Here is a 12,500-nt window from a genome sequence, read left to right as displayed (position 1 = left end):
GAGGTCTTATGTTTAAAACTATATTAAAACAAACAACATTAATTTTGTTGGTTATAAGCAGTGTGGCTCTGGGACAGACCCAGATGCCTTTTGACATTGATTATGCTGTTTTTCTCGGGGACGACGGGACACCGACACTTGAAATTTATTATATGACCCACAGATCACTGATTACCTATCAAAGTGATGAAATCCAGGACTCTCTCTACAAGGGAGGATATGAAATTGTAACCACATTATACAGCCGGGGGGAGCCGGTCTATCAAAAGAAAGACATTCAAAATGATGAAGTAAAGGATCCTTCCCTTGTTACACCCAAACAAAAAATCCCAAATATCCTGCCGCTTCAGATCCGGCCGGGAAATTATGAAATTAAAGTAGAGATAAAAGATATTCATTCAGGACATACGGGGGAACAGAAAATAGCCGTGACGGTGCCTGAGTTTCCAAAAGATTCCCTTGTGCTGAGTGATATTGAAATTGCATCCTATATTTTAAATGCAGAAGAAGTAAGTCATTTTACAAAACTTGGACGTTATGATGTTATACCCCACGCCCAAAGAATGTATAATCCTGAAAACCCATCCATGATCGTCTATGCTGAAATTTACAATCTGACGAAAACGGACAAACGGCGGGATAAAAACCGATATACACAGATCAGCCGTGTGTTGGATATGAACGGTCGGGAAGTGATGAAGAATAAGAAACTGGAAATTGACACGCCCGGCTCTTTCAGTGTGGTTATGGATAAATTGAATGTCGGGGCGCTGGAACCGGGTATTTATACCTATGAACTTAAAGTGGAAGATTTGAATACAGGCCAGACAGACATCTCTACAAAGAAGTTTTATGTCATGAGTTCCCGCGGTGCTATGCCGGAAATCAGTCCCCTGGAAGATACCGTCCGGAATTTGACAGCGGAGGATGTGGATTCCATCTTCAGTATTTTACAACCGGTAATGGCGAAAGAAGAAATTCGCATGTACAAAAGCAGCAATCTTGAGGGGAAGAAAAATGTGCTGATCCGGTTTTGGGAAGCCCGGGATCCTGATCCTACCACGCCGGTGAACGAGTTTCGGATTGAACTGGAAAAACGCATTCAATATGCCAATGACCAGTTTTCGACTCAGATACGCCGGGGGGCTCAAACTGACCGGGGCATGGTTTTATTGAAATACGGTTTTCCCAGTGACCGGGAGGTTTTTCCCAGCCGTATGGAGAGAAATCCCTATGAAATATGGAGTTACAACCATATTGAAGGTGGCGTGGAATTCGTTTTTGTGGATGAAATGGGAACCGGGCTCTACGAATTAGTCCATAGTACCAAAAGAGGAGAACGTTACGATCCGGATTGGTATGAAAGGTATAATTACCGATGAGCGAGTCGAGACAATTTGCTATTGGGGTTGATTTGGGAGGAACTAAAGTTCGTCTTGGTCTGGTTAATGAAGCGTATGAAGTTATTGGAGAGACGCCCAGATTAAACACTTACGATTGCAGCAGCGGAGATGAGGTTGTAGCCCGAATTCATCAGGGAGTCCGACTTTTGATGGAGAAGAATAATCTGAGCGCAGACCATATCAAGGGCATTGGCGTGGGATCTCCGGGACCTTTGGATCCCTACACCGGATACATTAAAGAAACCTTGAATTTAAAAGCTGTATGCAATTACCCTTTGGGAAAATCTTTGGCGGAAGCGACGGGCATGCGTGTCTGCGTGGATAATGATGCCAATTGCTTTGGATTGGGAGAACAGCGTGCGGGAAAAGCCAAAGGGATGCATCATGTTTTAGTAGGCACCCTGGGGACAGGCTTTGGTTTTGCATGTATCCTGAATGGGAATGTTCTACACGGTTCCACAGGCACGGCAACTGAAATCGGGATGCTCCCTTATCAGGGGGGGATCTACGAGGATTTTGTGACAGGGCGGGGACTCCGGGCCATGCATGCCCGGTTGAGCAGTGAAGACCTTGATCCGAAGGAAATTTCAGACCGGGCTTTCAAAGGAGATAAAAACTGCCTGAAAACCTTTGAGGAATATGGGCGGACTGTCGCGTATACAATTTTACCTTTTATTGCCCTGGTGGATCCGGATATTGTGGTTTTGGGAGGATCAGTATCCATAAATTGGCCCTTTTTTCAGGCCAGCCTTAAAGAGACAATCCGTCAACATATATTTTCTCACCAGCAGGAACATTTGAAAATTGAGAAATCCGAACTGGGCGAAATTGCTGCCGTGATTGGCGCCGCCGGTCTTTTGGATATGGATTATTTAATATAAATGGATTTTTTTGAAAAATCGTGCTTTTCGTTTTACGTACTTAACAAATGTATTTGGATTGGATATGTCCTGCCTGTCATTATCATTTTGAAATGATGCTCAACCGGGACAAGGATTTATAACGTATCAATATATTAATAATAATATAATCTTGACAAGATGCCGTCATGGCCGTATCTTACCCCCGGGATGGGGGGAGATATCTTGCAGATTCTGTATATAGGAATGATATAATTTTCAGCCCAATACATTATCAAGGAGGAATAATATATTATTAATAATATTAATTTGATTTCATTAATCGGCTTCCATATATTTCAATTCATTGTACCGGCCGGAAAGAAACATTGGAAATATTATCAACGAATACGGCAGTATCTACTCATGAATAAACGGGCAACAAAAATATTTCCAAGGATGAAATATCTTTTAAATGCACTTTTCCCGTCCCGATGCCTTATATGCCGCCGGGTTTCAGTTTTTTCCACCTTTATCTGCAGGGATTGTTTTATGGAACTGGAGCTTTTTTTGGATATGCCGGTAGATTTTCAAAGGAGTGATATGCCTTGGCTGGGGGATGTCGTTTGTGTTTATTGGTTTACACCTGGACTCCAGATATTGGTGCATCACTTAAAATATAAGCAGGCTGATTACATTGGCCGTTGGTTGGGTGCAAAGGCTGGCTTACTTACCCGGCATCTTTCAATAAACCATTACAACGCCCTGATTCCTGTTCCCCTGCATCCCCGGCGAAAACGGAAGCGGGGATATAATCAGAGTGAACAGATTGCCCTTGGGATATCCCATATCTGGAATATCCCGGTCATGCCAGAACTGACTTACAGAAAAGTCAACACGTCAACACAAACACGATTGAACAGGGAGGAGCGGCGGCAAAATATAGCAGGTGTATTTGGTATAAAACAAGGGCGGTCGGTTCCTGCCCGTTGTGTCATAGTGGATGACATTCTGACAACCGGTGCTACAACCTGTGAATTGGGTCGAACCCTGCATGAAGCCGGTGCGGAAAAAATCGGTATTATGACACTCGGAACCCCGTTTACACACCATGGGATTCGGTTTTCTCCGGATATTGATGAAACAGATATAAAACCTTAAATAAAAAGCAATACTTAAATTTGAGTCACTCGAATGAGATTTTCGGTGTTAAATCGGTGTCTTTCGAGTTTATCCGTCAGGTGTTGATAATATTTTTCATCCATAGTTTTTAACCGGCTCAATATCCAAAGGTGTTATTTTGAATTGTTGGTCACAGCGGCATATTGATAATTATTTTCGGGGTCTATAACAATGAATTTACTCATTAGCTTCTCTCACTTTCTTTTACTATAATTATGTGCCTGATTCAATGTATATCTTATGTGTGCGACAGGAAAGATGTAACGAAACAGAAAAAAGAGCACGTACAAACAGATAAAACAGAGTGGAGCGCATGATGGTAATTGGAGTATTGAAAGAACCGACTGAAGAGACACGAATTGCTCTTCTGCCTGAACATGTACAAAAGCTGCTTGATTCAGGGAAGCACCAAGTGTTTGTTGAAAGGGGAATTGGAGAATCTCTTTTCATTTCGGATGGAGAATATGAAAAGGCCGGAGCGATGGTCACGGACCGGGGTACGCTTTTAAAAAAGGCCTTTGTTTATGTTCGGATCAATCCTCCTGAAAATGAATTGATTCAAAAACTTTCCAATGGGAGTACATGGATCAGTTACCTTGATCCGGTGAATCGAAAAAAAACTGTTGAAGCATTGGCCAGGCAGGGTGTTACAGTCCTGAGTCTGGAGTTTATTCCCCGAAGCACCTATGCTCAGAAAATGGATGCTCTGAGTTCTCAGGCGAGTCTTGCCGGATACGAAGCGGTAATCCTTGCGGCTGAGCGGCTGAATAAGATCTTTCCCATGATGATGACACCGGCAGGGACCATTCAGCCGGCCCGGGTTTTTGTGATAGGGGCCGGGGTTGCCGGTTTGCAGGCCATAGCAACAGCCAAACGGCTGGGAGCCCGGGTTGAAGCCTTTGATACGCGTCCGGTTGTGGAAGATGAAGTCCGCTCTCTTGGAGCAAAATTTATTAAAATTGATCTGGGAAAAACCGGTCAAACCAAAGATGGATACGCAAAGGAGCTCACTGAAGAGCAATTGGAAAAGCAACGACAGTTGATGGCCAAACATTGTACTTTATCGGATGTTGTTATCACGACAGCTCAGGTGTTTGGCCGAAAAGCCCCCCTGATTGTCACCCGGGAAATCATTGAGAAGATGAAAAAGGGGAGTGTCATTGTGGATTTGGCTGTAGAGTCCGGAGGGAATGTGGAAGGTGCAAAAGCCGGTGAGGATGTCATCATTAATGATGTCTGTATAGTTGGTATGAAGAATATCCCCGGGCGTGTGGCGGTCGATGCCAGCCGGATGCTGAGCGGAAATCTGACGGCACTTCTGATTCATCTTATGGATTCTGAAACAGGTGAAATGAAGTCCCTGTCGGGTGATGAAATTTTCCAATCAATTTGCCTGGCCCGGAATGGTGATGTAATCCATGAAACGCTGAAAAAAATGTGGAGTAAATAATGGAATTCATTTATCTCATATTCATTTTGATGCTGGCGATTGTTGCCGGATTTGAGCTGATTTCCAAGGTACCTGCAACACTGCATACCCCTTTGATGTCCGGTAGTAATGCCATCTCAGGGATTACATTGGTAGGTGCGCTGATTGCTGCAGGCTCGGCAAATGAAACAGTAACCATTGTTTTGGGAACACTGGCTGTTACTTTTGCCACTATAAATGTAGTAGGGGGCTACCTTGTGACGGATCGCATGCTGGCTATGTTCAAGAAGAAAAAAGAGGGGGAGGATAAATCATGAATGTTAATCAGTTGATTAATCTGGTTTATATCCTGGCAGCCCTTCTTTTTATTATAGGTGTTAAGAAACTCAGTTCCCCTAAAACTGCCCGGCAGGGAAACGGACTCTCATCGTTGGGTATGTTGTTGGCAGTTGTCGCAACATTGTGGCATCAGGATATTATTGGTTATGAATGGATTATTGTGGGACTCCTGGCCGGTGCCATGATTGGTGCTGTCAGTGCGCGGATAGTCAAAATGACGGCCATGCCGGAAATGGTGGCCCTTTTTAACGGATCCGGCGGTATTGCCAGTTTGCTGGTGGGATGGAGTGTATACCATGTGGGAAGTGCTCTGACACCCTCGACGACCATTCCAATCATTCTATCTGTACTCATTGGCGGAGTTACCTTTACCGGAAGTATTATTGCCTGGGCAAAATTATCTGAAGTAATTGACGGGAAGCCTCATATTTTCAAGGGTCAGCATATTCTCAATGTCATTATTCTTCTGATATTGCTGGCTGCAAGTGTTTTTCTGGTGATTAAGCCGGTAGGAATGTTCTGGAATACAGATTTATCCATGTACTGGATATTTATCCTCTTGGTTCTTGTGTCGGGTATTCTGGGCATACTCATGGTCATTCCAATCGGTGGTGCAGATATGCCGGTTGTAATTTCTCTCTTGAATTCCTTTTCTGGCCTTGCAGCTGCAGCTGCAGGATTTGTTATCAGCAATAATGTCCTGATTGTATCGGGTGCTCTGGTGGGGGCCAGCGGAATTATTCTCACTCAGATTATGTCTAAAGCCATGAACCGTAGCCTTGGAAATATCCTTTTCAGTGGATTCGGGTCAGTTGTATCAGGTGCAGGATCAGCCGAACAGGGCGAAGTGAAACCTATCACCGTCGAAGATGCTTATTTGATTCTGGAGGCGGCACGTTCTGTTGTTATAATTCCCGGTTACGGGATGGCAGTTGCACAGGCTCAACATGTAGTGCGTGAGCTGGCTGAACTGATGGAGAAAAACGGGACAGAGGTGAATTTTGCCATTCATCCTGTCGCCGGCCGGATGCCCGGACACATGAATGTCCTGCTGGCTGAAGCCAATGTGGATTACGATAAATTGCGGGAAATGGATGATATCAATCCTACCATGCCTACCGTGGATGTTGCAATCGTGATTGGTGCCAATGACGTTGTGAATCCTGCTGCCCGGGAGGATAAAAACAGTCCTATATACGGAATGCCGATTATCAATGCCGATTATGCCCGGACAGTCTTTGTGCTGAAACGCTCCATGCGTCCGGGGTTTGCCGGCATTGAAAATCCCCTTTTCTATAAGGAAAACACTCGCATGCTTTTTGGGGATGCCAAGCATTCCATTCAGGGACTGGTGGCAGAATTTAAAAGTTGATGTATCTGTCGTGATGACGAGATAACTGATTTTTTTAATTGTGTGTTTAGTAAATATTAATGTATTAAATATAATATAATCTTGCGTTTTTGTGTAATCGGGGTTATTTTATCCCCGGGGGTAGTTGGATATAGAAAAAACCATATATTGTATACCGCTTATAAACGATTAAATTTAAAAAGTAATTAAAACTCATGAAAAATACTTCAAATTTTCGAATTATAAAAAAGGGGTGGTTATATATCCACCCCTCTATGATTCGAAAATCAGAGATCGTTACTCCATATGCGGATATCGATAGTCTTTCGGAGGAATGAAATTTTCTTTAATCGCTCTCATGGAAACCCAGCGCATGAGATTCATGGGTGATCCGGCTTTATCATTTGTACCGGATGCCCTTGATCCACCGAAGGGCTGTTGTCCGACAACTGCTCCGGTCGGTTTATCATTAATATAGAAATTACCGGCGGCATGACGTAAAATTTTCTCTGCCTTCCGGATGGCGTATCTGTCCTTAGCAAAGATCGCCCCGGTCAGGGCATAAGGACTTGTTTCGTCACAGAGTTTGAGTGTCTCCTCATATACCTCGTCTTTATAGATGTATAGGCTAATAACCGGTCCGAATATTTCTTCTTCCATTGTGATGAATTTAGGGTTCGTTGTCAGAATGGTTGTAGGTTCGATAAACCACCCCCTAGAACCATCATAGTTGCCGCCGGTTATAAATTCCGCCTCACGGGATTCCCTGACAAGGTCGATATATTTTGTGATATTTTTAAAGGCGGCTTCATCAATAACTGCACCCATGAAATTTTTCAAATCCGTAGGATCACCCATGGGAATCGATTTTACAGTTTCTACATATTTATCTTTAATGGTATTCCAAAGTGTCTCTGGAATATATGCCCTGGATGCGGCGGAACATTTCTGTCCCTGGTACTCAAATGCCCCCCGGACCATGGCTGTAATCAATTCATCCGGGTCTGCAGATGCATGAGCGAATATAAAATCTTTACCGCCTGTTTCTCCGACGATGCGGGGGTAGGTTTTATAATTGGCGATATTATTTCCCACTGTTTTCCACATATTTTGGAAAACAGCCGTGGAACCTGTGAAATGGATGCCGGCAAGGTTTTCATTTTCCATTACCATCCGTCCTACTACAGAACCTTTTCCGGGAATAAAGTTGATTACCCCGTCCGGCAATCCGGCCTCTTTGAAGAGTTTCATCAGGAAATATGCCGAATAAACTGCAGAGGATGCCGGTTTCCAAAGCACCGTATTGCCCATAAGGGCCGGTGATGTCGGAAGGTTGCCGGCAATGGATGTAAAATTAAAAGGTGTGACAGCAAAGATGAATCCTTCAAGAGGCCTGTATTCCAACCGGTTCCAGGTTTCCTTCGTGTTGTACGGGGGCTGATCTTTATAAATCTGGCACATGTAATCAGCATTAAAATTGAAAAAATCAATTAATTCACAGGCACTATCAATTTCTGCCTGGAAGACTGATTTACTTTGTCCAAGCATGGTGGCAGCGTTCAGTAAATCCCTGTAAGGACCTGATAAGAGAACGGCCATGCGTTTGAAAATCGCGGCCCGGTCTTCCCACGGCATTTCGGACCAGGTTTTCCAGGCTTCTGCAGCGGCTTTCACTGCCATCCCAATTTCCTTTTCACCTGCCTGATGAAAAACACCCAGATCATGGTGATGATCATGAGGTATGTGACATTTTCCCAGGTTCCCTGTGCGGACTTCTTTACCCCCGATTATCAGGGGAATTTCTACTGTTGTCTTTTTTAATTCTTTGAGCTTTTTCTCCAGGCGGGCACGTTCCGGACTTCCGGGAGCATACGACAATATGGGCTCATTGACAGCTGTTGGAACTTTAAATATTCCGTTACTCATTAGTCACCTCATCATGGTTAATGTTCTCTCTTCTCTCTGTATAATACACCTCAACTTATCCTTTTCATTTCATTATTTCCATGAAAAAATCAGGATTAATCCCCGGATTTTCAGCGTTTGTACTGTGACATATATCACGCTTATTTCTTCGGACGGTCAATCCGATTTTTATGCATAAAAAAAACCTTGCACTTGTTTACCTCCTTTGAGTAAGATAAAGCAAGTACAAATAAAGAATGGTTGAGTGATGACGCAAAATGGTAATAAGATAAAATCCATTCATGATAGACATTTTTTTTGGGAAATAAGGAGATAACCATGAAGTTTGTTAAATGTATTGTATTACTCATGATGAGTGCTGTCCTGTTATGGGGACGGTCCTTTACGATCCTGGAATTCAGGGAGCTTCAATCTGATTTTAAAGCCCAAACCGCCCCTGAATTGGATATGGACATGAATTATTGTTCGGTCCTGCGGGTAGAGAGTACCCGGGCAGTTGAGATCTCTCTGAAGGAAAAAACCTACAGGACTGAAAAAATCGGTCCGGGAAAGTTTTATTTCTATTTTTCCTCACGGGAAAAATTCTTGACACTGCAGTCCCATAGTTATGAATCCCTGACTATTGAGCCGCCGGAGCGGGGTTTTAAACCCGGGGTTGTTTACTTTTTGAGGGTGGATACCCGTGATGATGTGGATGTTTCAATTCGGGTGAATCCCCAGGATGCTAAAATTCGGGTAGACGGTGAATTATGGACACAAAACAATGGGAAACTGACTCCCGGCAATCATGACCTTGAAATTACACTGGATGGCTATGAACCTATTCATGAAACCCTTCAGATTGAAAACCGGCCTGCTGTATTTAATTATACCATGACACCGGAAACAACAGTTCCGGAAATACAGTCGCCGGCAGCAGTACCGGCAGCTCAATCTAAGTCTGTATCCACCGTAACAGCTTATGACTTTTCTTTTGATTTACTTTCCTGCAAACGTATGCCGGATGATAAGGTGATTATTAAAATCCGGATTACAAATCTTTCCCCTGATGACAAAGAACTTGCAATTCACCGGAATAGCCGCTTTTATGATGATCAGGGACGTGAATTCGGATCGCCGGTCAGAACCATGGGAAATAAAAAGGCAACCTATCATAACATATTGGTACACCAGATGATTAGCCGTATCCCCACACTGCTGACCCTTACTTTCAGTGATGTTCCACGTTCATCCCGGTCTATTAGTCTCCTCGAACTGACAACAAAAGAGTGGACTTTGCCTTTCAGAGGTATTCCGATTGAATAATGATGTTTATATAATATGTGTAAAGCCGGTGATTTCACCGGCTTTTTTTTAGGAAAATGATATATTACAATCTCGTGATGCGCTCGCCCCCCGCCCCGGGGGTAAAATAAACCAAATACTCAAACAAGTCAAGTTTATATTATAAATTATATATAGGTTAATGCTTATTTTCCTCTGTTGTTTCAGATGTTTTTTTTTCTGAACCTCTCTTTGAAATTCTATATAAACCGGCAATAAAACATATTGACCTTGACCATTCTTTTCTACATTTATATATAATCATTTGGGAGGACACATGAAGAAGCAGATAAAGTGGGGGATTCTTGGGACAGGGCGAATGGCGGAGATTTTTACAAGCGAATTAATGCATTTACCCGAGGCAATAGTTGTTGCTGTCGGCTCCCGTCATCACAAAAAGGCAGAAGCTTTCGGAGAAAGATTTCATATTCCTGAACGATTTAATAGTTATTCTGACCTGGTTAACCAATCATCAGCGGATATTATTTATGTGGCAACCCCCCATCCTTTTCACAAAGATAACACCATCCTTGCCCTGTCAGCGGGAAAGCATGTTTTATGTGAAAAACCCTTTGCCATCAATGCCCGGGAAGCTGAATCCATGATAACAGTGTCTCAGACAAAGGGATTGTTCCTTATGGATGCTCTGTGGATCCGTTTTACTCCTTTGATGCAGTGGCTGAAACAGGCACTTGAGGATGAAGTTGTGGGAAAACCAGGCCTCTTTTCCGGTGCTTTTGGTTATGCCATGGATTTTAATCCCGAAAGCCGTGTTTTCAATCCACATTTAGGTGGCGGTGCCTTGCTGGATGTTGGCATTTATCCCCTTTCAACCAGTGTCTGGCTTTTGGGAATGCCAGTTGAAACAAAGTCTCTTGCAACATTGGGGGAAAGCGGCATTGATGAACGAACGGGTATTGTGATGAAAACTGCAGATGGGATGTTGTCTGTCTTCTATACGGCTGTGGTCAATCGGACTCCCTATGATTTCACGGTAATGGGTGAAAAAGGAATGATTACTGTTCATGAACCGTGGTGGCACCAGAACACCCTAACCATCCATCCGGTGTCAGGTCGTCCGATTGTAAAACATTTCCCTTTTGAAAACCGGGGATATGGATATATGGCATTACATGTTATGTCCTGCATCCGGAAAGGATTGACCGAAAGTCCTGCCATACCCCATGAGGAAACACTGGGTATTATGAAACTTATGGATCAAATCCGCGAACAGATTGGATTGAAATATCCCGGTGAGGACGAAAATTGAATTGTTGGATAGATTGGGCGGTGTTTGACTGTGTTCAAGCATCTTCGACGCTCAAGTATCCCGCTCTTCCAGATGTTTAAAAATACGGTGAAAAAATATAGCTCATCATTTTATTCATTGATTTTCCATAAAACCCGATTCATAATTATTCAATTCAAGCTATCATTCAAAATTCAGAATTCAAAAATACCCACAAAATAGCCATCCGTATCAAAATCCTGCGGTTTGATTCTGAGCCAGGGAGTATCCACGGGTTTTATCGGAATGTTCAAATTCCGAACCGTGTCCGGAATCGATACCGGTTTCAATTGGGGCCAGGTTTTCATGATAAATTCCATCTGTTCTTCATTTTCTTCAGGCAGGATGGAACAGGTTGCGTATACGAGCCGCCCCCCCGGTTTTAGCAGAGGAATATTTTCTTTAAGAATTTTTCGTTGCAGGTCAACGTAACGTTGGATTGATTCAGGTGTCAGATTCCATTTCAGGTCCGGCCGGCGCCGAAAGGTTCCACTCCCGCTGCAGGGGACATCCAGAAACAAAATGTCCGCCATGCCTTGAAGTCTCTTAAAAACTTCTTTCTGATCCATGATTTGAATTTGAGCATCAGCACGGGAAGCCCGGATCATGAGCTCCATCAGCCGTTCAGGATATTTATCTGTTGCAATAATACGGGCCCGATTATGGGTGAGGGCTGCAAGATGGAGGGATTTTCCTCCGGCTCCGGCACAGGCATCGATAATGCAATCCCCCGCCTGAGGCTGGATTATCCGGGTGATAAGCTGGCTCCCTTCATCCTGAATTTCTACCCCTCCCCGCCGGTATGTAATATGATGTTTGATATCTGTCTTTCTCTGGAAACGAAGGGCTTCCGGTAATATCTTTCCTTTGTGGATTTTAAATTCGGTACAGGTCCGGATAACGTCTTCCACACTTGCTTTGAGTGTGTTTACCCGGAGATGGAGTTCTGCCGGTTTCAAAAGCGATGCTGCAGTATCCCGAAGTGTTTCACGGTCGAAGAATTGCTCCAGACGTATCCACATCCATTCCGGAAGGCTGTAAAAAGCATGGTCCGGAATTCCTTCCCTGACAGGCTTTTTGTCCGTTATGTTCCATGCCCGGCTTATTCCATCCTCTTTTCGGAAATCCGGCGCTGAGGATATCGGGTATAGATCCCGATATGCCCGGACTACCAGTTCTTCAACCGGGATTCCGGCTTTTATGGAAGGTGACAGGATCCCGGAAGAATCCCACTCGAAACGGGATTTATGGCGGATGGCATGCCAGAATATCCCGGATATTTCTTTTCGGTCCCTTTTTCCTAAAAAACGTTTATGCTGAAAATAATGTTGAACAACCTCATCTGCAGGGAGGTGGGAACGTTCCGTAGCTTGCCGGAACAGCTCCGTTACCAGGGTAAGCAGGAGTGGAATATTCATAT

The 12,500-nt window shown here is 43.8% G+C and carries 11 protein-coding genes; 8 read left to right on the top strand and 3 right to left on the bottom strand.

Going from position 1 to position 12,500, the window contains the following annotated elements:
* Window positions 1–8 precede the first annotated feature (8 nt).
* The 3 genes from J7K63_06905 to J7K63_06895 all read left to right on the top strand — a co-directional run bounded on the left by J7K63_06905 (window position 9) and on the right by J7K63_06895 (window position 3,403).
* Window positions 9–1,382, top strand: coding sequence for a GWxTD domain-containing protein (locus J7K63_06905; protein ID MCD6234747.1), 1,374 nt, complete (start codon window positions 9–11; stop codon window positions 1,380–1,382).
* Between the two features lie 32 nt (window positions 1,383–1,414).
* Window positions 1,415–2,284, top strand: coding sequence for an ROK family protein (locus J7K63_06900; GenBank protein MCD6234746.1), 870 nt, complete (start codon window positions 1,415–1,417; stop codon window positions 2,282–2,284).
* Window positions 2,285–2,794: 510 nt separating this feature from the next.
* Complete coding sequence (locus J7K63_06895; protein ID MCD6234745.1) at window positions 2,795–3,403, top strand: ComF family protein; 609 nt, start codon at window positions 2,795–2,797, stop codon at window positions 3,401–3,403.
* A gap of 14 nt (window positions 3,404–3,417) precedes the next feature.
* Here J7K63_06895 and J7K63_06890 read toward each other — a convergent pair whose 3' ends face one another.
* Complete coding sequence (locus tag J7K63_06890) at window positions 3,418–3,507, bottom strand: hypothetical protein (protein ID MCD6234744.1); 90 nt, start codon at window positions 3,505–3,507, stop codon at window positions 3,418–3,420.
* Window positions 3,508–3,737: 230 nt separating this feature from the next.
* Here J7K63_06890 and J7K63_06885 point away from each other — a divergent pair, with 230 nt between their 5' ends.
* The 3 genes from J7K63_06885 to J7K63_06875 are packed head-to-tail and all read left to right on the top strand — an operon-like array spanning window position 3,738 to window position 6,564.
* Window positions 3,738–4,874, top strand: a complete 1,137-nt coding sequence (locus tag J7K63_06885) for an NAD(P) transhydrogenase subunit alpha (protein ID MCD6234743.1) — start codon at window positions 3,738–3,740, stop codon at window positions 4,872–4,874.
* Entirely contained in the window at window positions 4,874–5,170 is a 297-nt protein-coding gene (locus J7K63_06880) for an NAD(P) transhydrogenase subunit alpha (protein ID MCD6234742.1), read from the top strand. The genes J7K63_06885 and J7K63_06880 overlap by 1 nt, the downstream gene beginning before the upstream one ends.
* Window positions 5,167–6,564 (top strand): NAD(P)(+) transhydrogenase (Re/Si-specific) subunit beta, encoded by a 1,398-nt coding sequence (locus tag J7K63_06875; GenBank protein ID MCD6234741.1) that lies wholly within the window; start codon window positions 5,167–5,169, stop codon window positions 6,562–6,564. The genes J7K63_06880 and J7K63_06875 overlap by 4 nt, the downstream gene beginning before the upstream one ends.
* A 276-nt stretch (window positions 6,565–6,840) precedes the next feature.
* On the opposite strand, the gene pruA is transcribed toward J7K63_06875, so the two are convergent.
* Window positions 6,841–8,469: an L-glutamate gamma-semialdehyde dehydrogenase gene (gene pruA, locus J7K63_06870; GenBank protein ID MCD6234740.1), complete on the bottom strand. Its 1,629-nt coding sequence runs from the start codon at window positions 8,467–8,469 to the stop codon at window positions 6,841–6,843.
* A 318-nt stretch (window positions 8,470–8,787) separates the two neighbouring features.
* Between pruA and J7K63_06865 the strand changes: the two genes are divergently transcribed.
* Complete coding sequence (locus J7K63_06865) at window positions 8,788–9,774, top strand: hypothetical protein (protein ID MCD6234739.1); 987 nt, start codon at window positions 8,788–8,790, stop codon at window positions 9,772–9,774.
* Window positions 9,775–10,069: 295 nt separating this feature from the next.
* Window positions 10,070–11,062, top strand: a complete 993-nt coding sequence (locus tag J7K63_06860) for a Gfo/Idh/MocA family oxidoreductase (GenBank protein MCD6234738.1) — start codon at window positions 10,070–10,072, stop codon at window positions 11,060–11,062.
* Window positions 11,063–11,235: 173 nt separating this feature from the next.
* Here the strand turns inward: J7K63_06860 and J7K63_06855 are convergent, their stop codons facing one another.
* A complete protein-coding gene (locus J7K63_06855; protein ID MCD6234737.1) occupies window positions 11,236–12,498 on the bottom strand; it encodes an RsmB/NOP family class I SAM-dependent RNA methyltransferase in 1,263 nt (420 codons plus the stop codon).
* Window positions 12,499–12,500: the final 2 nt, after the last annotated feature.

This window comes from Candidatus Neomarinimicrobiota bacterium (genome assembly GCA_021157965.1).
In the GTDB taxonomy this organism is placed as follows: domain Bacteria; phylum Fidelibacterota; class Fidelibacteria; order Fidelibacterales; family Fidelibacteraceae; genus Fidelibacter.
This window is presented reverse-complemented; position numbering and strand designations above follow the sequence as displayed.

Excerpts from the sequence above, each read along its gene's own strand:
- J7K63_06905 (MCD6234747.1), top strand. The coding sequence starts at position 9 with ATGTTTAAAACTATATTAAAACAAACAACATTAATTTTGTTGGTTATA.
- J7K63_06895 (MCD6234745.1), top strand. The coding sequence starts at position 2,795 with ATGGAACTGGAGCTTTTTTTGGATATGCCGGTAGATTTTCAAAGGAGT.
- J7K63_06890 (MCD6234744.1), bottom strand. The coding sequence starts at position 3,507 with ATGGATGAAAAATATTATCAACACCTGACGGATAAACTCGAAAGACAC.
- J7K63_06885 (MCD6234743.1), top strand. The coding sequence starts at position 3,738 with ATGATGGTAATTGGAGTATTGAAAGAACCGACTGAAGAGACACGAATT.
- J7K63_06880 (MCD6234742.1), top strand. The coding sequence starts at position 4,874 with ATGGAATTCATTTATCTCATATTCATTTTGATGCTGGCGATTGTTGCC.
- J7K63_06875 (MCD6234741.1), top strand. The coding sequence starts at position 5,167 with ATGAATGTTAATCAGTTGATTAATCTGGTTTATATCCTGGCAGCCCTT.
- pruA (MCD6234740.1), bottom strand. The coding sequence starts at position 8,469 with ATGAGTAACGGAATATTTAAAGTTCCAACAGCTGTCAATGAGCCCATA.
- J7K63_06865 (MCD6234739.1), top strand. The coding sequence starts at position 8,788 with ATGAAGTTTGTTAAATGTATTGTATTACTCATGATGAGTGCTGTCCTG.
- J7K63_06860 (MCD6234738.1), top strand. The coding sequence starts at position 10,070 with ATGAAGAAGCAGATAAAGTGGGGGATTCTTGGGACAGGGCGAATGGCG.
- J7K63_06855 (MCD6234737.1), bottom strand. The coding sequence starts at position 12,498 with ATGAATATTCCACTCCTGCTTACCCTGGTAACGGAGCTGTTCCGGCAA.